Annotated in this window: 23 protein-coding genes, 1 tRNA gene and 1 pseudogene; 16 read left to right on the forward strand and 9 right to left on the reverse strand. The window is 55.4% G+C overall.

Going from position 1 to position 21950, the window contains the following annotated elements:
* Positions 1–21: 21 nt before the first annotated feature.
* Both ACTORR_RS17640 and ACTORR_RS17645 read right to left on the reverse strand, forming a co-directional pair.
* The gene (locus tag ACTORR_RS17640; protein ID WP_054886115.1) at positions 22–195 is read right to left on the reverse strand and encodes a DUF3094 domain-containing protein; all 174 of its coding nucleotides are present in this window, start codon (positions 193–195) and stop codon (positions 22–24) included.
* A gap of 131 nt (positions 196–326) precedes the next feature.
* Positions 327–956 (reverse strand): DUF1780 domain-containing protein, encoded by a 630-nt coding sequence (locus ACTORR_RS17645; protein WP_027918232.1) that lies wholly within the window; start codon positions 954–956, stop codon positions 327–329.
* 86 nt (positions 957–1042) lie between these two features.
* Between ACTORR_RS17645 and ACTORR_RS17650 the strand changes: the two genes are divergently transcribed.
* On the forward strand, positions 1043–1750 hold the full coding sequence (locus ACTORR_RS17650; RefSeq protein WP_313365515.1) for an energy-coupling factor ABC transporter permease: 708 nt from the start codon (positions 1043–1045) through the stop codon (positions 1748–1750).
* Between the two features lie 137 nt (positions 1751–1887).
* Here ACTORR_RS17650 and yacG read toward each other — a convergent pair whose 3' ends face one another.
* The 4 genes from yacG to ACTORR_RS17670 are packed head-to-tail and all read right to left on the reverse strand — an operon-like array spanning position 1888 to position 4785.
* Positions 1888–2088, reverse strand: coding sequence for a DNA gyrase inhibitor YacG (yacG, locus tag ACTORR_RS17655; protein ID WP_054886117.1), 201 nt, complete (start codon positions 2086–2088; stop codon positions 1888–1890).
* Positions 2085–2708, reverse strand: a complete 624-nt coding sequence (gene coaE / locus ACTORR_RS17660) for a dephospho-CoA kinase (RefSeq protein ID WP_054886118.1) — start codon at positions 2706–2708, stop codon at positions 2085–2087. The genes yacG and coaE overlap by 4 nt, the downstream gene beginning before the upstream one ends.
* A complete protein-coding gene (locus ACTORR_RS17665) occupies positions 2708–3574 on the reverse strand; it encodes a prepilin peptidase (protein ID WP_313365514.1) in 867 nt (288 codons plus the stop codon). Before ACTORR_RS17665 ends, coaE begins: the two co-directional genes overlap by 1 nt.
* Positions 3575–3576: 2 nt before the next feature.
* On the reverse strand, positions 3577–4785 hold the full coding sequence (locus ACTORR_RS17670) for a type II secretion system F family protein (RefSeq protein ID WP_054886120.1): 1209 nt from the start codon (positions 4783–4785) through the stop codon (positions 3577–3579).
* A gap of 216 nt (positions 4786–5001) precedes the next feature.
* On the opposite strand from ACTORR_RS17670, the gene ACTORR_RS17675 reads away from it, so the two are divergent.
* From ACTORR_RS17675 to ACTORR_RS17705, 7 genes and pseudogenes are all read left to right on the forward strand, one after another.
* The gene (locus tag ACTORR_RS17675) at positions 5002–5412 is read left to right on the forward strand and encodes a pilin (RefSeq protein ID WP_313365513.1); all 411 of its coding nucleotides are present in this window, start codon (positions 5002–5004) and stop codon (positions 5410–5412) included.
* Between the two features lie 70 nt (positions 5413–5482).
* Positions 5483–5558, forward strand: a tRNA-Thr gene (locus ACTORR_RS17680).
* Between the two features lie 160 nt (positions 5559–5718).
* Positions 5719–7041 carry a tyrosine-type recombinase/integrase gene (locus ACTORR_RS17685; RefSeq protein ID WP_313365512.1) on the forward strand — a complete coding sequence of 441 codons (1323 nt, stop codon included), beginning with the start codon at positions 5719–5721 and terminating at the stop codon, positions 7039–7041.
* Between the two features lie 896 nt (positions 7042–7937).
* Positions 7938–8912 (forward strand): annotated as a pseudogene (locus tag ACTORR_RS17690) (integrase domain-containing protein); the annotation flags it as partial.
* Between the two features lie 362 nt (positions 8913–9274).
* A complete protein-coding gene (locus ACTORR_RS17695; protein ID WP_418056010.1) occupies positions 9275–9508 on the forward strand; it encodes a hypothetical protein in 234 nt (77 codons plus the stop codon).
* 86 nt (positions 9509–9594) lie between these two features.
* Positions 9595–10431 (forward strand): HamA C-terminal domain-containing protein, encoded by an 837-nt coding sequence (locus tag ACTORR_RS17700; protein ID WP_196184736.1) that lies wholly within the window; start codon positions 9595–9597, stop codon positions 10429–10431.
* A 9-nt stretch (positions 10432–10440) separates the two neighbouring features.
* Positions 10441–12954, forward strand: a complete 2514-nt coding sequence (locus ACTORR_RS17705) for a DEAD/DEAH box helicase (RefSeq protein WP_313364801.1) — start codon at positions 10441–10443, stop codon at positions 12952–12954.
* 237 nt (positions 12955–13191) lie between these two features.
* Here ACTORR_RS17705 and ACTORR_RS17710 read toward each other — a convergent pair whose 3' ends face one another.
* Both ACTORR_RS17710 and ACTORR_RS17715 read right to left on the reverse strand, forming a co-directional pair.
* Positions 13192–14220 (reverse strand): restriction endonuclease, encoded by a 1029-nt coding sequence (locus tag ACTORR_RS17710; RefSeq protein WP_313364802.1) that lies wholly within the window; start codon positions 14218–14220, stop codon positions 13192–13194.
* Between the two features lie 107 nt (positions 14221–14327).
* Positions 14328–15221: an FRG domain-containing protein gene (locus tag ACTORR_RS17715; RefSeq protein WP_313364803.1), complete on the reverse strand. Its 894-nt coding sequence runs from the start codon at positions 15219–15221 to the stop codon at positions 14328–14330.
* A gap of 341 nt (positions 15222–15562) precedes the next feature.
* On the opposite strand from ACTORR_RS17715, the gene ACTORR_RS17720 reads away from it, so the two are divergent.
* From ACTORR_RS17720 to ACTORR_RS17740, 5 genes are all read left to right on the forward strand, one after another.
* A complete protein-coding gene (locus ACTORR_RS17720) occupies positions 15563–15796 on the forward strand; it encodes a hypothetical protein (protein WP_313364804.1) in 234 nt (77 codons plus the stop codon).
* Positions 15797–16252: 456 nt separating this feature from the next.
* A complete protein-coding gene (locus ACTORR_RS17725) occupies positions 16253–16483 on the forward strand; it encodes a hypothetical protein (protein WP_054886128.1) in 231 nt (76 codons plus the stop codon).
* 124 nt (positions 16484–16607) lie between these two features.
* The gene (locus tag ACTORR_RS17730; protein WP_313364805.1) at positions 16608–17417 is read left to right on the forward strand and encodes an AraC family transcriptional regulator; all 810 of its coding nucleotides are present in this window, start codon (positions 16608–16610) and stop codon (positions 17415–17417) included.
* Between the two features lie 103 nt (positions 17418–17520).
* Positions 17521–18153, forward strand: coding sequence for a hypothetical protein (locus ACTORR_RS17735; RefSeq protein ID WP_099815061.1), 633 nt, complete (start codon positions 17521–17523; stop codon positions 18151–18153).
* 25 nt (positions 18154–18178) lie between these two features.
* Positions 18179–18796: a LysE family translocator gene (locus ACTORR_RS17740; protein WP_099815060.1), complete on the forward strand. Its 618-nt coding sequence runs from the start codon at positions 18179–18181 to the stop codon at positions 18794–18796.
* 21 nt (positions 18797–18817) lie between these two features.
* Here ACTORR_RS17740 and ACTORR_RS17745 read toward each other — a convergent pair whose 3' ends face one another.
* Positions 18818–19207, reverse strand: a complete 390-nt coding sequence (locus ACTORR_RS17745) for a tautomerase family protein (protein ID WP_054886132.1) — start codon at positions 19205–19207, stop codon at positions 18818–18820.
* A 103-nt stretch (positions 19208–19310) separates the two neighbouring features.
* On the opposite strand from ACTORR_RS17745, the gene ACTORR_RS17750 reads away from it, so the two are divergent.
* The 3 genes from ACTORR_RS17750 (at position 19311) to ACTORR_RS17760 (ending at position 21934) form a co-directional block, all read left to right on the forward strand.
* Positions 19311–20153, forward strand: a complete 843-nt coding sequence (locus ACTORR_RS17750) for a LysR family transcriptional regulator (RefSeq protein ID WP_313364806.1) — start codon at positions 19311–19313, stop codon at positions 20151–20153.
* A 101-nt stretch (positions 20154–20254) separates the two neighbouring features.
* Positions 20255–20698, forward strand: coding sequence for a GFA family protein (locus tag ACTORR_RS17755; RefSeq protein WP_082433622.1), 444 nt, complete (start codon positions 20255–20257; stop codon positions 20696–20698).
* A gap of 423 nt (positions 20699–21121) precedes the next feature.
* Positions 21122–21934: a class I SAM-dependent methyltransferase gene (locus ACTORR_RS17760; RefSeq protein ID WP_256218663.1), complete on the forward strand. Its 813-nt coding sequence runs from the start codon at positions 21122–21124 to the stop codon at positions 21932–21934.
* The last annotated feature ends 16 nt before the right edge of the window (positions 21935–21950 follow it).

Raw genomic sequence — 21950 nt, forward strand, 5'->3', positions numbered from 1 at the left:
GGAGGGCGAGCGCAAGGCAGCTCATAGCACCAGTCCACTCAGCAGGCGGCTGACAAGACCCAACCCGATGGTCACGGCCAATACCAGCACAAGGAGCAGCCAGGGCCGGAAAGGCCGGCGCTCGACTTGATGCTGGGGGGCTTGCAGATACTCATCGACACGACGCTGATCTTCCGGGTTCAGGCGGCTGGTCATGGTGGGCCTCGTAGATAGACGTTTGTGACTGCACGAACGCCACAGCGTTCATGCAAGCGCGTCAAACAAATGATAATGCTTTCTATCCCTGGCGCCGAGTTTACGCCATCGCAAAGACTCTCGGCAGTGGATCAAAGACTGATGCCCACGTCGAAGACGATGCTGCGCCCCAGGTTGCCACGCAGAAAGTCCGGCGCGTCGGGGTGGGCGAACAGCACGCGGGCGAATGTCGGCCCGACCAGCGACAGCGAGCGCCAGCCCTGGCGCAAGTATTCGGTGGGCGGTGGGAAATGGGTATTGAGGTCGAGCACTTCGCGCTTGAGGCTGGCAAAGGCAATGATGTCCAGCTCGCTCAAGTCCAGCCCGCGCTCACGGTAGTTGTGCGCTTTCTTGCGCAGGGTCGGCGCCAGGCGCCCGAGCAGCTCGGCGGCGGCGATGCGCCGGGGGCGGGCTTCGCGGCGCACCAGCTGGGCCAGGGAAAAGGCACTGCGCCGGCGTTGCAGCTCCTCTCGCCACTCGTCGTTGAGGCGGCGGCCTTCGTCGAGCACGAAGAACACCTCGAATGCCGCATCGCGGAACAGCACATCCGGTGGCTCCTGGCCGGCCGGGGTGAAGTCCTCGCTGCGGTAGGGGATGTTCAGCCCTTGCAGCAGGCGCTGGCACACCCACCGCTCCCGCTCCCACTTGCGGGCGTTGGAGAGAAAGGCATTGGCTTGTTCGGCCTGGATGGTAAGCAGGCGCAGGTAATCTGAGTCATCCATGGGAACAAGCTTAGCCGTTAATCGATGACGGTAAGATGCTGTTTGTGCGTAGGAAACGGGGCAGGGTGTAGACTCAGCTTGTCCACATGGCCGAAAGGGATATGTTCCAGGTGATCAGCGCGCAGGTTTTATCCACAACCAGCCTTGCCGTGGCTTGGCTCGGTTACGTGCCCTTGCTGATCTGGGCTGCCAGCCGTACACGCTGGGTGGAACTGGTGACCGACCGGCGCCGTCAGCACCTTTTGTTTGGCACGGTGTTCTGCCTGTTCGCGCTGTGGCTGGTCCGGCGCGATTTCGACACGGGTGTGTCTTACCACTTCATCGGCATGACGGCGGTGACCTTGCTGCTGGACTGGCCACTGGCCGTTCTGGGCGGTTTCCTCGCCCAGTTGGGGTTGCTGGCGCTGGGGCGGCAAGACTTTGCGGCGCTTGGGGTCAACGGTTTGCTGCTGGTGGGCTTGCCGGTGCTGATCACCGAAGTGTGCGCCATCCTGGTCGAGCGGGCGCAGCCGCGAAACCTGTTCGTTTATATCTTCTGTTCGGGGTTCTTTCCCGCTGCGCTGACCGTGCTGATTTGCGTGCCGGTGGCGTTGGCGGTGTTATGGCTGGATGGTCGCTTTGCGATGCCGGAGTGGCTCAGCGATTTTATCGGCTACCTGTGGTTGATGATGTTCCCGGAGGCGTTCATCAACGGCATGGTGATCAGTGCGCTGGTGGTGTTCTGCCCGGAATGGCTGGAGACGTTCAACCGCACCCGGTATCTGCAGGCGCCGTGGAAGGATGATGAGCGCTGATTTATGTATTGGCTGTACTGGCCTCTTCGCGGGTAAACCCGCTCCCACAGGGGGTATCACGGCTTGCAGATCTGTGACGGACCTGTAGGAGTGGGTTCACCCGCGAAGAGGCCGGCACAGGCAGCCTAGGTTTCAGTTTAATGCCGCGGCTCCAGCTCCCCCGAAAACAGCTCATCCTCTGCATCCGGCGCTACCGGAATCTTGTGCTCCTCGGCCGCCCAGGCGCCCAGATCGATCAGCTTGCAGCGGTCGGAACAGAACGGCCGGTATGCATTCTTCTCGTTCCATTCCACAGGTGCGCCACAGGTCGGGCAATCGACGGTCAATGGCTGGCTCATGGCTGGCCTCCTCGTAAAGTCAGGTAAAAATGGTGCAGGCGGTCAATCTGCTCGTGCAGTGCGGCGAGATTGCCATCATTGACCACCACATCGTCGGCATGGCCCAGGCGCTCCTCACGGGCCAGCTGGGCCTTGAGAATGGCCTGTACCTGCTCAGGGCTGGTGTTGTCACGCGCCAGGGTGCGCGCCACCTGCAGCTCCTGCGGCACATCGATCACCAGCACGCGCTGGACCTTCTGGTGCTGGCCCGACTCGATCAGCAACGGCGACACGTACACCGCATAGGGCGACTCGGCCTTCGCCAGGTAACTGAAGATCTCCTGGCCGATCAGCGGGTGCAGCAGTTGTTCCAGCCACTTGCGCTGGGCCGGGTCAGCGAAGATCAGCTGGCGCAACGCTGCGCGGTCCAGCTGGCCATCGTCCAGCAGCACACCGGTGCCGAAGCGCTCGACGATGCTGGCCAGTGCCGGGCGACCAGGTTCGACCACCCAGCGCGCCGCCTGGTCGGCGTCGACCAGGTGCACGCCAAGTTCGACGAAGCGCTCGGCGGCGGCACTCTTGCCGCTGCCGATGCCGCCGGTCAGCCCGAGAATCCAGGGGGTGAAGGCCTTGGTGGTCATCACATTCCAAACAGTTGCAGGTAGAAGGCGTACATTTCATCACCCCAGAGCACAGCAATCCACCCCGCAATGGCCAGATAAGGGCCAAATGGTATGGCCGTGCCGACGGATTGTTCGCGCACGCGTAGCAGGCACAGGCCCGCCACCACGCCGATTACCGATGACAGCAGCAAGGTCAACGGCAATACCTGCCAGCCGCCCCAGGCGCCGATCAGCGCCAGCAGCTTGAAGTCGCCATAGCCCATGCCTTCCTTGCCGGTGATCAGCTTGAACACCCAGTACACCAGCCACAGGCTCAGGTACCCGGCCACCGCGCCCCACAGCGCATCGGGCAGTGGCACCACGGTATCGAAGGCATTGACGATCAAGCCCAGCCACAGCGTCGGCAGCACGATGACATCGGGCAGAATCTGCTGGTCATGGTCGATCAGGCTCAGTGCCAGCAGGCTCCAGGTCAACGGCAGCAGGGTCAGCGCCTGGACACCAGCGCCGGAGTGCCAGGCCACCACCACCGATAACAGCGCACACGCCAACTCGACCAATGGATAACGCGCACCGATCGGCTGCTTGCAGGCCGAGCAGCGTCCGCGCAATGCCAGGTAGCTCAGAACGGGAATGTTCTCCCAGGCGCGGATCGCGTGGTGGCAATGCGGGCAGTGGGAGGCGGGGAGGGACAGATTGAAACGCTCGTGCTCGGTGGTCGGCAGGCCCAGCACTTCCTGTGCCTCGCGCTGCCACTGGCGCTCGAGCATGATTGGCAGGCGATGCACCACCACGTTGAGGAAGCTGCCCATCAGCAGGCCGAGCACAGCCGCCAGGGTGATGAAGTAGGCCGGCTGCTCGGCCAGCAAAGTCCATGAAGTCATGTTCAGATCAAGCTACCCAACTGGAAGATCGGCAGGTACATCGCCACCACCAGGCCACCGACCAGCAAGCCCAGGATCAGCACGATGGCCGGCTCCAGCAGGCTGGTCAACTGGTCCAGCGTCTGGCTGACCTGTTCCTCGTAATGGCTGGCGGACTTATCCAGCATCTGGTCCAGCGTGCCGCTGGATTCACCGATGGCGGTGAGTTGTACCAACAATGGCGGAAACAGCGGTTCATTACCCATTGCCTGGTTCAGTGCCTGCCCGTTGGCCATGCCCTGGCGCACGCGCTGCACCGCCTGCTCGTGCAGGGTATCGCCGCAGGCCTTGGCCACGGTGACCAGCGCATCCAGCAACGGCACCCCCGCAGCATAGGACGTGGCCAGGGTGCGAGCGAAGCGCGCCAGGGCCGCCTGGCTCAACAGCCTGCCGAACACAGGCAGGCGCAAAGCTTGTGCAGTTATCCACAAGCGGGCTGGCGCATGCTTCTGATACAGCCGGGTCACGGCGAATCCCAGGCCAAGCGTGGTTATCAACAGCAGCGGCGCATAGCGCCCCAGCCCTGTGGACAAGTCGATCACCCACTGGGTGAAGGCCGGCAGCGCGGCATCGAAACCGGCGAACAGGCTCTCGAAACGAGGAATCACCTCCAGCAACAACACCGCCGAAACCCCCAGCCCGGTCAGCAACAGCAGCAACGGATAGAGCATCGCCTTGCGCACTCGCTTACGCAGCACCTGGCGTTGCTCCAGCATCCCCGCCAGTTGTTCCAGCTGCCGATCAAGCGTACCGGACTGCTCGCCCACACGAATCAGGTTGCAGTACAACCCATCGAACCATGCCGGATGGCGCTGCAGCGCATCCGCCAGCCCCAGGCCCGAGGCCACATCCCGTTTCAATTTATCTAGTAACGCTGCCTGGCCCGCACTGCAGCCGCTGCGCCCCATTACCTCGAAGGCCTGCAACAGTGGAACCCCAGCCTTGAGCAAGGTCGCCAGCTGCCGACTGAACCCCGCCGGGTCGGTCTTTTCGCGCGCCTTCGGCAAACGCCATTCCAACCCGCCAGCCTGCCGCAGGCTGACCACGCGGATGCCCTGGCGCTGCAAGCCGGCCCGCGCATAGGCCGGGCTGCGCCCGCTGACCTGGCCGCTGACCGCGGCGCCATTGGCATCCGTGCCGCGCCAGGTGTAGAGGTGTGTAGATGGGTTCATTGCAGAGGTCCTTTTCGGCTCGTGCGACAAGCCTGGAAACAGCTTGGCGCGTCCATGAGCGGGCGTGCGTCCGTGATGCTCACTAGAGTAGTTCAGCGAAGATGACGCCCTGGCAGGCAGGGGTGACAAAAGGTGTCTGTTCAGGCCTACTGCGCCGCTGCCAGCTGGGGGCGAACCTGACCTCCACGAATACCCGTATGAAAAAGGAAACCGTTCATGAAAGGGCAACGCGGTATCACCCTGATCGAACTGATGATCGTCGTCGCGATCATCGGCATTCTGGCGACCATTGCCATCCCGATGTATACCAACCACCAGTCCCGCACGAAGGCTGCGGCCGGGTTGCTGGAGATCAGCGCGCTGAAGACGGCGATGGAGCTGCGCTTGAATGAAGGCAAGGATGTGGCGAGTGTGGCCGAGTTGGGTGGGCAGCCGGCTACGGCGAACTGTGCAATTGCGGTCAGCAGCAAGGCGTCTGACGGGATCGGCACGATTGCATGCACCCTGGTTGATGCGCCGACCAATGTGGTTGGCAAGAGCCTTGCCCTGACGCGTTCGCCAACTGGCTGGACCTGTACGACCGATATCGAGGAAGACCTCGCGCCGAAGGGCTGCAAAGCGCTCTGAGGAAAGGGGAATAAGGCCGGGGAAACAGGGGTTTACGCGGCAGGTGCGGCAGTGGTACGTTGCGCTACATGCCGGTGTAGCTCAGTCGGTAGAGCAGCGCACTCGTAACGCGAAGGTCGCAGGTTCGATTCCTGTCTCCGGCACCAGTTCAGGTTCCAGCGAAGGCTACAAAATCTCTGGAACCCCCGTAAAACCCGACTTCTGGCGGGTTTTTTCGTTATGGCGTTCCGTCGGATTCCGACAGCTGCCAGCCGATTTAGGGGTAACGTTTGGGATAAAGTCGATTCGATAAAGGGGTTTACCCTTATGGCTCGTACTACTGCTCCCCTGACCGACACAGCATGCCGCTCGGCCAAACCTACTGACCGCCCCTACAAGCTTTTCGACGGTGACGGTCTTTACCTCCTCGTTTACCCCAATGGCCGCAAAGGCTGGCGCTTCCGGTATGTGAAACCGGATGGGCGAGAGGGGCTGACATCGTTTGGCAACTACCCCGTCATCGGTCTCGCAGATGCTCGACAGAAGCGTCTGGAGACTAAACGGATGCTGGCGGAAGGCATTGATCCGATTGCGTCCAAGCAGCAGGCCAAGGCCGAGGCGGTTGTCAGAGGGCACACCTTTGAGCGCGTTGCCTTGGACTGGCATAAGGAAATGTCCGTGAAGTGGGCGCCTGGCCATTCGAGGACCGTGTTGAGTCGTTTGAAGACTCACGTATTCCCGCTGCTAGGTGCACGCGCCATCGTTGATCTGGATACCTTTGACCTCATGCAACCGCTTGAGGCGATCAAGAAACGCGGCACGATTGATGTGGCCTTAAGGGTACAAAACTACCTACAGAGCATCATGCGTGAGGCGAAGCGACTACGGTTGATCACGGTGAACCCTGCATATGACCTTGAGGGCTTCATCAGCGCGCCAAGGGTTACGCATCGGCCTGCACTCCCTCTCTCACGTCTGCCAGAGTTGATGGACCGCATCGAGAACTACAAGGGTCGCACGCTCACTCGGCTGACCGTCATGCTGTCCCTACATGTGTTCGTACGCTCCAGCGAATTGCGCTTCGCACGTTGGAGTGAGTTCGACCTGAAGCGCGGTATGTGGGAGATACCTGATACGCGGCCCCCGTTGGACGGCGTACCGTATTCGACAAGGGGGACGAAGATGGCAGGTGACATTCATCTTGTCCCTCTGTCACCGCAAGCGGTGGCGTTGCTCGAACAGATTCATGCGATCACGGGGTACTTCGATCTGGTGTTCACCAGTGATGCTCGCTCGTGGAAGCCAATGTCCGAGAACACGGTCAACAGTGCTCTGCGGAACATGGGCTATGACACCAAGACCGAAATCTGCGGGCATGGCTTCCGGTCCATGGCGTGCAGTGCCTTGGTCGAATCCGGGCTGTGGTCAGAGACGGCTATCGAGCGGCAGATGAGCCACAGGGAGCGCAACAACGTTCGGGCGGCGTATATCCACAAGGCTGAGTTCCTGGAGGAACGGCGAATGATCATGAGCTGGTGGAGCCGTTACCTCGAAGCGAACCGGCAGGAGCATATCTCGCCGCATGAGTTCGCGAATCAGACCGGGGCAAACGTTTCAAGCCTCAGAGCAAGGCGTGGCGCAGTCGAGTGAGCGCACGGTTTTGAAGTTTCGATGATCCGCTTTCCATGCGGGTCCATCCAAACAGGGCTGCAAAGCCGCCCTGTTTGGATGGACCTCACCTAAAAAATCAAAAGCACCCAATCTGCCACTGGAAACCACGGGATTCCGTACACGGCCAATGCCATTTTCAACCGCAGAATCCAGTGGGCGAGTCGCTTGACCCTCTCGGATTGCGGGCGTAGAAAAGGCAGTGCAAAGGCTGTCGTTGACAGCACCCCAGGTGACCCGAGCCTTCAAGGTCACGCCGCTCTCGCGGTGGTTCTCCCCAAGGGCGATTCGCATCCGGCAGCTCGCCCGGTCACTACCCATGTGATGGATGCTCTTACACATATGGCGCTCGTGCGCCAGATACACCGTAACTCGCTGCCCTGCAGCAACCTATCCGCTTGGCCGACTATTGCGCCAACCTGTGCCCGTCTCTTGCTGTGGAAAGAGACGGGCACTTCTACCACTGCTGCAGCCCTGATCGCACATGGCTTTGCGGCAATCCCCCTCGTGACAATCGGCGTGACAAACGCCGATGTCACCAGCAACAGCGCTGTAGATGATGGTGCCGCAGACCAAGGAATGGACTGCACCTGACTGACAGTCAGGCATGCCCCGGTCATCGCAGTGCTGCTTGCTCGTGGCTCAGGATCTCGCGGCGCTGGTCTCGTCAGCCAGTGCAGTCTCTACCCGCCCACCGGTAACGGTGCTCAGGAGGCCAGATCATGAGATGCCCTTGCTCCTGGTCGTAAGGAGCCGCCAGTCCCGCGTCAGTGGACACCCTCACAGGTCGCAGGGGCCTTGATCCCTGATAACACTCAACATTCTTGGCGGGATGACGTGGGGCGAGGATCGGAGACCAGGCGATGAGGTGATTCGACATGGCATTGGTGGGTAGACGCGATGGCCGTAATTTCGGCTACGGCAGGCAACTGAGCTATGCAGGGCCGCAGATGTTGAAAGACATGTTCGGCGGCGGCCACTACGGCACGGTGAAGGCACACTGTGATCGGTGGCAGGCATTCGTCAGATGGTGCCGCTCCGAACAGTGGCCCGGTATCAATGATGCGCGGCAGATTGATCGAAAGGTGTTGGCCGACTACGCGGTGTATCTGCGCGACATGGTTAGGCGCGGTGATCTCGCCGTCAGCACCGCACAAAACCGCCTCTCCAGCGTTAACAGGACCATGGCAGCGCTTCGCGGTGATCAATACGTCAAATTGCTAAGTCCGAGCAAGGCGTTGGGTATGCAGCGCACCGGAGTTCGCCAGTCGGTGCCGCAGGGCCAAGACCCCGAACAGGTTAAGCTGATCGTCGGTGCGCTTTGCCGCGATCATCAGCAACGGGCCGCCGCAATTGTTCTGTTGGCGCGAGCCACCGGCATGCGCTTGCGTGAGGCCATCTTGGCTGACCTGCCAAGGCTAAGCCGTGAGGCTAACGACCTAGGCAGGATCAACATTCAGGATGGCACCAAAGGCGGTCGCGCCGGTGCCTCGGCGCCGCGTTGGATTGCGGTGGACGAACATGTTCGAGGTGCACTTAGTTTTGCACGGCAGGTGTCGCCTGCCGGTAGCCGCAATCTGATTGCGCCAAGCGAAAGCTTCCTGAATGTTTTGCAGAAAATCGTCCGCCCTGCCCGGGACATCCTGCATGCACACAATCTCAGAGGCTTCCATGAGCTCCGCGCGGCGTACGCATGTGAGCGCTATGAGCAAATCACTCAGCACCGGGCGCCTATCAACGGCGGGCAACGCTGCGAGCTAAATCAGCACCTTGACCGCGAGGCCCGGAGGCAAATCAGCTATGAGCTGGGGCACGGTCGGATCGATGTGGTCGCTGCCTATGTAGGAGGCCGGCCATGGGCTTGGCAACGAAAGCATGTGGCATGGTTTCTAGAACACTGCTTGGGCCGCAGTAGTGGGGCGACTCGGTACTACTATTCTCTAACTGTGCGATTGCTCGTCCGTCGTTTAGAAAAATCATGGGTGTTTAGCATCGGAGCGGAGATCTGACCCTCGATGGGCTCGGGCGGATAGTGAACTTCCTCCGAGCAAAGATTGCGCTTACTGAAAGCGCTGGCTAGCGGCTACTCGTAGCCTAAGAGACGTCCCGAGGGGCAATGAGGCGCGGGACGAAAGTAAGTACCAGGGCACGCTCCTTGCCCCACGATGGGGCGAAGGGTAGCATCGAGCCATCATTAGCAGCAGGGATGCTTGAAATGCTTGGACCGCTCTCTCTCCTTGGTGTATCGCCCACGGCCCTCCAGCAGTGCGGCTATGCACTAAACAAACTCGTTTCATGGATCAGCGGCGGAATCGCTTTGGTCATGGTTAACGGATTCGCTTCTATAATTGCGCTATTTAATCAGTTGAGGGATTTTTTTCGGCAGAAAAACTGCTCTGAAAAAGGAAAGATAATAAATCATATTGGCGGCATCATGGGGTTTGTTTAAGTCGCTAGTTTTCTGTTTTAGTTGATATTGAGGCTAGCTCTATAGATATGAAGTACAGCCACTTATTATCAAACACAGATTCACTTATGAATCAGATGTTCTGGTTTCAACAAACTATTGGGAAGCCTCGAGCGGCTTCGCATCGTGGAGTTGCGATAAAGTATGTCGACCTAAAAAGTATGCAGAAAAGTTTTATTAGGGAGATGAAAAGCACCGCAATGAACTGGGTGTATTCGAAGCGAAAATACAACCAGCTATTTTCAGATGAGTTATCAAAGCGTGGCGGTGACGCAATGAATACTCAAAGCTATTTGCAGCAGGTGGCAGACCAAAAGTTTCGGAAGGGATGTCCTCAAGGGCAGTTTGGCGAACTGCTGCTTTTTAATTTTATCCAACATTTTTTTAGTGCTCCGCCTCTGCTTCGAAAAATGCAACTGACAACTAATCCGGCAGTGGAGCGTCATGGTGCAGATGCTATTCACTATCAAGAATCAGGTGATGTGCGGCTTTTCGTGCTCGGGGAGTCCAAGTGCTATGAATCGAAGTATAAGTTTAATTCTGCGCTGAAAGCTTCTATTGAAAGCATCATGACCTCATTCAACAATATCGAGGATGAACTGATTCTTTATCAGTTGGATGATTTTATAGATCCGGAGCTTCAGCAAGTAGCTACGGACTTGAAAGATGGAAATCTATCTGGTGTGCGCTTCGAACTAGTTTGTATGGTCGCATACGAAGAAAACAAAGATATTGACGCTTCTTCAGAGCAGGAAATAAAAGAAAACATAGAGCGGTGCATCGTTGAACGATGGGCTGGTGTCGCTGATGATGTTTATGATGGCATAAGAAATTCAGTGATAGATAGAATAAATTATGTGGTATTTCCCGTTTGGGGATTGGAAGCCCTGTTGAGTGAATTTTGAGGCAATGTCATGAGCGAAAGGGATATACTAAGAGCGCTATTAGAGTTCGAGTTAAGAGATTTTGCTGTTAAGTTGGGATTTGTTTCGGGTGATTGTTCTGAGCTTCCATATGAGTTGCTTTTAAAGTCGCTTAATTTGTTGAAGGGGATCTCTAACAGGGAATGCAGCGATTTTAATAATCAAATGGCGATTATGATTGTCGCGTTGCTTTGGACTCATGCCGGAAATTCAAGGAGGGACGGTCTCCGGCAAATCCTAGCTCCAATTTTATCTACAATGGGCTTCTCTCCAAGCAATCTGATGTTGGATAAGTCATTAAGGGAAGAAGGGGTATACTCTCCAATCTCTAGCTATTTTGATAAGATTAGGATAGTTGCTCATGATCTTAAGAATCAAGTTTTGGTTGCTGATCGGGTATATACATTGACCGGGTTTCAGGCGGAACTCTGGAAAGTTATCGATGAAAGCAACTTGATTGGGATTTCTGCTCCAACTTCGGCTGGAAAATCGTTTCTGATCTACTTAAAGATTATAGATTTGATTTCGAAAGGCGGGAGTCGAGTGGTTTATGTTGTGCCAACACTAAGTCTGATTGGTCAAGTTATGTCTGACCTGACAAAGCTTCTTCGTGAGCATGGATTTCTTGATATCGATGTGTTGAGTTCATTTGAGGAAAATGTAGATAATTTTATTTACGTCGTCACCCAAGAGCGCGCCATAGTGTTGTTTTCAGATCAGGGTGTTGAGCATCTCGACCTATTGGTCGTTGATGAGGTTCAAAATCTTGAGAAGGTTGGTAGTGATAGTGAGAATCGCCCCAAAATCTTATACGACATATTGACGGATGTTCGTAATGATATTGATGTGGGGAAAATAATTCTCAGTGGGCCGCGGTTGCGTAATATTGGAAATCTAGGTTTTAGAGTGTTTGGGGAAATCTCTAGTGAAAAGACAACGGATGCTCCGCCAGTACTTAGCTTGACGTATTCGATCTTAAAAAAAGACAACAAATTTTTTCTTAATCAATACTCGACAATTTTTGAGAACCCTATTCAGTTAGAGGTTGAAAATTATTGCTCGATACAAGGGCTGGGCCAGGTTCAATACACAAAAAAATTTAATGAATATCTTCATTACGTGCTTGATCGACTAGCAGGTGATGTGAATATTGTGTTTTCCCCAACCTCTAATCAGGCTCGTAAGTCTGCTCACGCTTATGCAGAATCTAAAGCTGAGTCTAAGTTTGATGTGGCAAGTGAGTGTGCTGGCCTGGCTCAGTATCTAAGGGATTCTGTACATCCGAAATACGAACTTGCAAGTATTATTGAAAGTGGAGCGGCTTACCATACCGGTAAAACTCCGATGCATGCTAGGAAAAGTATTGAGTACGCAGTCTCAAAGTGTTGGATTGATACGCTGTTTTGTACAACTACTCTCATGCAAGGAGTTAATCTTCCAGCAAAAAATGTTGTGATTCGGAATCCAAACCTTTATACGAAAAGGCAAGGAGGGAAAGAAGCTACACTGTCTGCTTACGAGTTTGCCAACTTGCGGGGTCGTGCTGGGCGTCTTCTCACCGACTTTATCGGGCGCACTGTGGTGCTGGACGAGGAGGCATTTTCTGCAGAGGATGAAGGAGATGAGCGCGGTGCAATGTTTCCAGATAAACATAAGGAAATATCCACTGGGTATCAAGATATATATGACAGAAATGCGGAGCAAGTAGAATCTGCATTGGCTGGGCGCTCCATAGTAGATGGGGCTGCGCCAAAAAGCCTGGTTATATATATAAGGCAAGTGTTATTTAGATACGGTCTTGAAGGTGAGTCGCGGCTAAAAAATGTCGGCCTGTATATAGATAAATCTCTGCTTGCTAGCTCCCTTGCGGAGATGGCAGCAATGAGGGTTGATAAAAAAGTTGTGATGGCTAACCGGTATTGGGATCCTTTGGACTTGGATAGACTTTATCGGGTGTACGGAGAGGCAAAAAATAAATTCCCAACTAATGTGTTTGAGAGAAATCTTTGCCAGTCATTGCTTGATTGGATTTTTTTGATGCGTAATGAGTTTCCTTTCTATTACGGTAGGTATTTAAAGTTAGGCCTTGATGATAAATATCTTTTTGGGATTGCGAAAAGCGCTGAGAGTTGGGCGAGAGAGATGCCGATGATTGATATTTTAATTAATCGTTTTGGGCGCGGCGGGGAGGGACTTGATGAAAAAATTGATTCTGAGATTGAGAAGTTAACCAAGTATGTGAGTTTTGGCTTGCCTATGCTGCTAAAGCCTCTGGCTGATATTCGGAGCTCAGATTCCAGTATTATTTCTGCGATTGAGTTGGGGGTTTATTCCCCAATATCTAAATATCTTATGAGCCGAGGCGTGCCCAGAGAAACAGCTATTCGAGTTTCCAGGCTTTACGGAGAGGTGGAACCCGCTAAAAAAATAGAAGGTATAGATTTTTCATTTTTGAAGAGTAAGTTAAATTCTTGGGAGCTCCAGCATTTGGGCCATATTTTATAATGGGTAAGTTTGGCTTGGCTCAACTTTTTGAGGTTGGAGATTATTGATAGGCATGGTTTGTGAGTTTGGTGCGCGGTTTTGCTAATAGACCCAAAGGGAACCGGTCTCTACCCCAGGTTAAAGGGTCACTTCGGGTCATTAGCTGCCGTTCATGAGTGGCCGTTTCGCCCTATTGTGGATGCCAGCTTATGAGTTCAGCTGACATAAAGCTGATCAGGTAGATGGGGTTGTAACTATTTATCTAGGTAGTGTCAGCAGGAAATTGTCGGCAATTTCAAAAAGACAATCTGTGGGATCCTCGCCACGCTCTTTCATGTGGAGCATCTTGCATATTTTTTCGTCGTCTACGATGAGCATCAGCTTTCCATGCTCGCGCATAGCTCCCTGCGTCATTGCAATCGCGTGTTCGTCTGCGCCTAATCTGGTCATAATGATTGCCATGCGCCGGAGACCACGTTCTAGGAGATACTTCTCAGTCGTTAAAATTTGACCTTGTTTAATTTCTTGCGTGTAGTTCTTGAACTCAAAAAGTACGTAGCGACTATCAAGATGATCAATGACAAATTTCCAGAACTCGGTGGTTGGTCTCACGCGGCAAATATAGTCAAAACGATTGAGTCCATCATCAGTACGCATTTGAGAATGCCAGCCATGAAGATCGTTCGGGAAAAGGTACTTCAGTATTTTCTCGCACACCTTCTCGTACTTTGCCCAAGCCGCCTTGCCTTTTTTAATATTTTTTAGCTCGTTACATAGCTCAGTTCCTCTTGTGTCGCGAGGTTGGAGCGGCATACCTTTGAGGAGTTTACTTCCTTGTGTAGGGTCGTTACGTGTTGGATGTGTTGCCTGAGGTTCGCTTGGGTTAGCTTCTAATAGAGAATCCAATTTCTCTGCGAGATCGGGGCGCGCTGCACACCAATTTCTTAGGTCAACTTGATCTACAAATGTGATGCTATACTTCTGTTCAAGCGCCTCTCTTAGTTTTCCTGGTAGAAAGCAGGAAACTATCAGCATTCCTTTCCCTGCCTGCGCAGTGATGCCATTAATTTCTAGGCGGGCAGCAGCAGCATCGATAAGAGCTGGCTGAGCTCGTGCCGTGCGATAGTATTTAACCTCAATTGCCCAGCTCTCATTTCCCAAGTTGGCGAGCAGATCAAATCCCTGATCTCCTCTAAGTCTATTGCGCGTGACATCAAAATTATTAGCTTCCAAGATGCTGCGAGCTAGATCTTCAAATAACTGCCATGTTGCTAATGATTGATGCATGTTTAATGGGCCTAATAATTAAACCAATAGGGAAGCATATCCGCCGTACTTGCATCCGGTAGCCTTAGTTAGGCCTCTGAGCTGAGCGAACGATATTGAGCGCATTGCTAGCCTTCGCCCGCAGGCGCGTAGTGATGTTTGAGAAATTCAGCTACACGATCAATTTCTGGATACACAGTACCTTGGGAGATACCCAGCGACTCCAGTTGACTACGTATACGCCGCTTCTCAGAACCGATGATCAGTATTCGTTTTGATGACGAGCTCGCGATGTAGCGTTTCGGGACCGATGCAGCATTTGATTTCGACCCAGAAACGCCAAATAGAAAGAATGCTCCATCCTGTCTAATTATGCGAGGGTTCTCAAGCTTAGGCCTAACGCAGACAACCGATTCGAGGTGCTCTCGCACGATTTCTGGTTCAAAATATGGCTTTTCTTGTTTTATCTCGTGCAGGAGATAGCGAATGGTTGGTTCTTGATTGAACTTGGTCTTTGTCAAATCTTCCGATGGCACTTCGAAAGAAATAGGTCTGCGAGCAATATTCGAAATTACGCTTGCTGTATCACTGTCATAGTACTTCACCTCACCAGTAGGTACCCCAAAAGCGAGTACCTCTCCGCTTTCACTTGGCGGATCAGCAGGGTCGCATGCGAAATAGAGTGCGATAAGGGGATTCGCTGTTAAATCAAGCAGTCTTGTTGGAAGCCCGTAGTGCTGCATCTTAACAAGAGTTTGAAAGGTGGACGCTAGTGAGGTGAATTCGTTCGGGCATCTGAGAATAAGCTCCTTGAACATGATGTCTTCGTTGTTGATCCATCTAGCTTCACGATAAATACTGGGCTGAAGTAGATAAGTGAAGCTCGAATGGCCACGATAGAAGAAGGTCGTGCCACTAGGTTTTTGGAGCTTCTCCAGTGCATCCAGAAAAGTCCGTACGCTCCCAACGCGTACGGCTTCTTCCGGTTCGATGGCTGCGACTCGTTTTGACTTGACTGCCACTTATGAACCTCAAGTGCGACCTGACGTTTACCGATCCATATGGACCTGAATGATTGCCTCCGCCTGATGACATACGCGGTGGGGCAAATCCGAACGCTACTATTTCGCCAGCAGGCTGTCTACCTGCCCACTCTATGCATCCCGACCGGCTTCTGGCTCTCAGGAAGGGCAGCTATGCTCGATATCTGCCACCCGCTAGAAGCATCAGAGGAGGCGTTGGCGCATGGGGGCAGAACCCTCTAGCACTTTCCCTAATCTCGCCAGTTTTTCGTAGTCCGCGCCGATAGACAGACTGAGGATAATTTTAGAGATAACGCACCGTATCCTGAAGAATAATAGCCATGAAATTCAGACCTTTATGTTCTGATACGACTCCTGTCTCCGCACCAGATATCAAGGCTTGCAGCGATGCAGGCTTTTTTTGTGTTTTGAAAAAAGTCGCGCACTTTCCGGATACTAAAAAAATTGCCGAAAATGGGTGGTCTGACCTTACAGGGCAAATCTTGGTGAATGTTTGGCGAGTACAGCAAACGCGCATTTTGGAGCATGGCTTACCAGTAATTGGCAGCTTCTAGCCGCTCACATTATTCCTACAACATGCGTTGCCTTCCTGAATTTCCCAGGCGCTTGCGAAAGCAGCCTCATGGCGATAAATTGCCCCAGTCGCGGCCAATTCCGCGACCGGGTTTGGCGACCCGTACGAAAAGGCGCAACGGCGCCCCGACCACGATTGCAGGCGCTTTTTTTGCGTCCGCAGTTTCGTGTAATGGCGGCTGTGCGTGGGAGACCTTCGGGTCTGCCGAGTTCCTTTTCCTCGGTTCGCCAACCTGCGTACAGCTGCCACCCTAACCGTTTGGCGACGGTCAGCGTGGTGCTTCAACCGAAAAGGACCTCATGCATGCTCATCCGAAGTCTATCCAGGATCCTCGCATCCGTTCTCCGCCGCCGCCCCGCGCCGGCTCCCAAACCTCACCGCTTCTACCCGATCTGCAATCTGGCTCGCCCCACCTCCCAACCCAGGCAGGTGCCCCATGACTGACCAGGAACGCTTATCGACCATCCAAAGCTACGCCTGGACCCTCGAACTGCTCGGCGAAGCCTTGGTCCAGCACGATGAAGTGCTGGAGTGCGAACACAACCCTCACCTGAGCTTTCGTAACACAGCAGGTATCCACCAGGCGATCCGGATCATCAGCCGGCTGGCCAGTGAACAGTGCTCAAAGATGATCGACCCCGGCAACCTGAATGATCCAGCTGCCTGATCAAGGCACCGCTGCCGCCAGCCAAGCGCTGGCGCAGCCTCGCCAAGCCCTCGACCCGGCAACCACGCCAGCCCCACAAGATCAGGTATGAGATGATTCCCTCCGGTGTGGCAGGAGGCGGTCGATGGCAGACCACGTTGATTACAAACGCAACAGCGATATCCCCGGGCTGGTGCTGAGCGAGGCGCGTTTCTCGAGCTTTCGTTTCGGGCGTCACTACCATCTGGATTTCCACGTCGGCTTGGTCACCGACGGCGTGCAGCGCCAGGTACTCAACGGTGAAACGGCGTTGCTGTCGCCGGGCACCATCCAGTTGATGCCACCCGGCGAAATCCACGATGGCATCAGTGCAGGCGACGACGCCTACACGCTAAAGACGTTCCGTGTGTCCGCCGACCTGTTGCGCAGCGTTACGCAAGAGCTGACGGGCCGTGACCAGTTTTCCGCCCTGGGTGGCGCGCTGTTGCAGGATGCCAGCCTCGCCATCCAGCTTTCCCGGCTGCACGACGCGCTCGCAGCAGGGCTGCCCACCGACCCGCTGTTCGTCGATGCTCAATGGCTCATGCTGCTCGGGCGGCTGTTCGCCCAAGTGCGGATGGTCAAGCCGCAGTTCGTAAAGGGCACGCTTTCGAACGTGCAGTGGCGGTGTGTGCGGGACTACTGCAACGAACACCTCGCCGACAAGATAACGCTCGAAGCACTGGCTGCGTTGTGCGACCTGGAGCGTTTTCAGTTCCTCAAGTTGTTCAAGCAAACAGTCGGCATGACGCCACATGCCTGGCTGGTACGTTTGCGCCTGGAGCGCGCCTGTGTGCTGCTGAGCCATACCCAGTGGGAATTGACCAGGGTCGCGCAAGAGGTGGGTTTCTACGATCAGAGCCACTTCAATCGGGCCTTCAGGCAAGCCTTTGGCGTTGCACCGTCTCGTTACTGATCGCTGTTGCCCCATCAATTTTTTACAAGTGCGCGAAGTCCTCGCCCTTTAGCCTTGAGTCTTGAGCGGGCGCTGCCCCGGAAAGAAACAAGGATTTCGATCGATGACGCAACGGGCTTACTACACCAGCGATGAACTGACCTTGAGCACGCACGTGGTGCGTTGCACGCCGATGGAGGATGGGCGGTTCCGGGTCGACTTGGCCGAGACCCTCTTTCACCCCCAGGGCGGCGGGCAGCTGGCGGATCAGGGAACCATCGCGGGTATCCGGGTAGAGGAAGTGCTCAATATCGACGGCGATGTGGCGCATGTCCTCGGGCAACCCGTGCCCGTTGGCAGCGTCAGGATTGCCATCTCGCCAGAAGTGCGTGCGTTGCATGCTCGCCTGCATTCGGCCGGCCACCTGATTGCCGGTATCGGGCAGAACTTGGGTTGGCTTCCCAGCAAAGGCCACCACTGGCCTGGGGAGTGCCGAGTGGTTTTCGAGCGCCAGGGCGGTTGCGAACCGCTGACGGTCGAAGGCATCGAGGCAGAGGTAAACGCGCTGATCGAGCGTGACGTGCCGCGTGAGTTGATCGATCAGGACGGTGTCCGCTCAGTGCGCTTCGGCACCTTGCCGATGCACGGTTGCGGCGGCACGCATGTCACCTCAACGGGCATGGTCGGGCCGATCAAGGTGCTCAAGCTCAAAGAGAAGAAAGGCCTGCTGTCGGTGCATTACGACGTAGCTCGATAGACAACGAAGTAACTGGAGACATCACGTGGACTACGTTCCCCAGCTTTTGACCATTGGCGCCGTCATGCTCCTGGCTTGCGTAAGCCCAGGCCCCGATTTCATCGCCGTCACTTCCAACGCCTTGGTGAGCCGCAGCCGAGGAATGGGTGTTGCAGTGGGCACCAGCGCAGGCATCGCCATCTGGGCGGTGCTGGCGATTGTCGGACTGGGTGTCTTGCTGAGCACAGTGGCGTGGTTGTATGACGCGATTCGGGTAGTGGGCGCGGGGTATCTGATCTATATGGGCATCAAAATGCTGCTTGGCGCTCGGCGGCCTTATGCAGCCCTCGAAATCAGCACGACGCAAAACACCACCACAGCAGCCCCCCGCGTCGGCTTGCTGGTGTCCGTTACAAACCCCAAGGCCGCGGCGTTCTTCGGCAGCTTTTTCATCACCGTGCTGCCGACACATGCCCCAGGCTGGGTGATGGCTGCTGCCGTGGTGGTGGTCACGCTTGTTGCGTTTGCCTGGTTTTCCATGCTGGCATTGATGTTTTCCACGGCTCGGGTGCAGGTGCTTTACACAAAGGTGCGTCGGCCGATCGATGCTGCAATGGGCGCGGTACTGGTGGGGCTTGGCTTGCGGCTGGCGCTGGTTCGATAACGCCAGGCCGAGTTACCTGTCTCAGCTCCACAGCTTCGCGCTTTGCGGCACCCCGCCATAGCCATAAGCCGTAGCGCGCACGTCTATGATGTGTACGTTCGAATGAGGGTGCACATTACCGATGCGTCCCGAAAGCAAATCATACGTCTCACGCTGATACCGCCGTTTCTGCTCCACTGTCGTCGTCTCGTCGGTGATCGTGACCTCCAGGCGAAAGCTATTGCGCCCCAAGCTCTCAAGCGATTCATTCTCGATAAACCACAAGCCAGGGTCGACGAACCGAACGATCACCATGGTTTGTGATGGCTGCTTGTCCAGAACGCGTGCGGTCAGTTCAGTCAGCTCGTGGCTGAGGTCGGACGCCAACGCAGCATTCGGCGCGCCGGACAGGGTCAGGGTGATACCAGGCATTTGAGTCATCCTCGTCAGTGAATGTGCCTGTAACTTAGCCTTTGAACATGTTCCTAAAAAGCGGGAAAATCAGTGCTCATCTTCCTGTTTACCCGGAACCTGCATGTACCACTTCGACATTGCGCAGCTCCACGTCTACTTGGCAGTTTGTGAGGCCGGCAGTATCTCGGCAGCCGCTCCGAGCTTGTTTCGCTCGACCTCCGCCATCAGCGAACAGCTGCGTAAGCTGGAAGATGCCATCGGTGTGGAGTTGCTCATTCGCGGCAAGCAAGGCGTTCGCCCAACAGCTGCTGGTGAACGACTTTTGCGCCACGCCAGGCAGATCATCACCCTGGGCGAGCGGGCGCTGTCCGACGTTCGAGGCGAACAGTTCGAAGGGGAGATACGGTTAGCGATCACTGATTACTTTCGCCCCGACGACATTGCTGGGCTGCTGAAAAAACTTCGTGAATGGCATCCACGGCTTCGACTTCATGTGGTGATGAAAAAGAGCCTGGAAATTGATCGGGCAAATGACCACCTGGACATTGGCTTGGCCATGCGTTTCAACGAGCGCGTGTCTTCATCCACCATGTTTGAAGTAAGGGAGGAGCCACTGCAATGGGTAGCCGCTGCCGGTTGGGTTCCAGAGCCTGGGCAGCCGCTGCCATTGCTCGCGATCAGCGGGTGCGGATTGTCGGAGTACAGCTGCCAGGTGCTGGAGCGCGCCCATGTCGAATACGAGATCGTTTACTCGACTTCAGGGGTGGCGGGGTTGCAATCGGCATTGAAGGCAGGGCTTGGAATTGCATGCCTTAACGCGAGTGCTGTCCCCCATGGCGTGGAGCCTTACAGGACTGGCTTGCCGGCATTGGCGCAAGCCAGGTTCTCGCTGCTTCCACCGCGTAAGGGGGAGTCTGCGCTAGTGGAAAATGTGCGGCGATTGTTGCAGGGTTATCTCGCATAAGGTTTGGGGCGAGGCATTGATCGTTTCATTCAGGCTAATAGACACCCATTTGGCCTTGCCCCGTGAATATCCAGATTGGCTTCTCAGACTAGAGAACCGCTATGACTGATGAAAAAAACGATGATCGCCCTGTTTATCAAGCAGCCTGCCATTGCGGAACAGTGAGATTTTCACTGCGCTTGACCGACGGGCTGCGTACAGCGCGTAGGTGCAACTGCTCGCTCTGCCGCATGCGTGGCGCCGTGGCGGTATCAGCCAACCTGAACGACATCACCGTCACCCAAGGCGAAGAAGCGCTGACCCTTTATCAATTCAACACACGTGAAGCCAAGCACTACTTCTGCTCGAAGTGTGGGATCTATACCTTCCACCAGCGTCGCTCTGTGCCGGACCAGTACGGGGTCAACGTGGCTTGTATTGAGGGGATGAGCCCATTCGACTTCCCGCAAGTGCCTGTCAGTGAAGGACGGAATCATCCTAAAGACCGCGTGGGTGGAGCAGCAGGGGTTGCAGGATGGCTGCGGTATGAAAGCAACCTTGAGTGACTGCACAGCTGGCGTGGGAGGTCGTCTTCCAACATAGATGAATTCTCTTGCAAGTCTGCGCGGGTGCTTGGGTTGTTGGGGCCGCTTTGCGGCCCATCGCCGCGGTTCATCGCCACGACAAGCGCGGCCCCCACAGGGGCGGGTGGCTCGACTTCAATCTTTCATCATGCCCAGTTCGGCATCATCGAGCAGTGCCTTGGCGTTGTCCCGCGACTCATGTCGCTGGAGGCAAACCAGCTTGAGCAGTAAGCCGATGTCTTGACCTTTCATGAGAACCTCTATCTAGCCGTCCCGTGTCCCGGGACAACTCGATCACGGAATTATGATGTTCGCGAGAGGCGGTAGGCTTTTCGTACGCCAGCCATTTTGGAAAGGCCGTTAACCGGGCGCAGCTGCTAACGTCACAAGCCTCAACAACCAAAGATGAGGTTCAAGATGGTTTCTCACAGGGATGTAATCGCCAGCAATCGTGATGCCTGGAATGCATCTGCAGATTTCCATCGGCAAAGCGCGTCCTGGCCCCCACTGATCGATGCTGTGGCTCACAAAGACTTTTCCTGCCTGGATTCAACCCTGACCGACCAGTTGAAACAGGTAGGCATAACGGGAAAGGCCGTTATCCAGCTGGGCTGCAACAATGGCCGCGAAGCGATATCGCTGTTTGCCCTTGGCGCATCGGAAGTGGTGGGCGTCGATCAGTCTTCGGAGTTTCTGAAGCAAGCGCACGAGCTGGCCGAAAGGTCCCCCTATTCGCCCGTCTTCATCGAGTCAGACATCCACGAACTACCGGCAAGCCTCGACCAGCGCTTCGATATCGCCTTGATCACCATCGGTGTCCTGAACTGGATGCCCAACCTCGCGCTGTTCTTCACCCACGTCGCCAGAACGCTGAAACCGGGCGGCACCCTGGTGATCTACGAAACACACCCTTTCCTGGAAATGCTCGACCCCGAAGCCAGCGACCCTTGGCGCATCAGCACGTCCTATTTCCTGGCCGAACCGCTGGTCGAAACGGGCGCCATTGTTTACGAAGGCAAGGGCGAGCCAAACGAGTTGCAGTCCTACTGGCAGCTCCACCCGCTAAGCGAGGTGCTCATGAGCGTTGCTGGCGCAGGCTTGAGCCTTCGTGCGTTCGACGAATACCCGCATTCCAATCGGGAGGAGGTGTACGACGTCTATGAGCAGGGCGCGGCACAGATACCCATGTGCTACACCCTGGTCGCAGAAAAACGCTGAGGCAGTTGATGAACTG

The sequence above is a fragment of the Pseudomonas sp. SAR267 genome (assembly GCF_052077595.1).
Classification (GTDB): Bacteria; Pseudomonadota; Gammaproteobacteria; order Pseudomonadales; family Pseudomonadaceae; genus Aquipseudomonas; species Aquipseudomonas vlassakiae.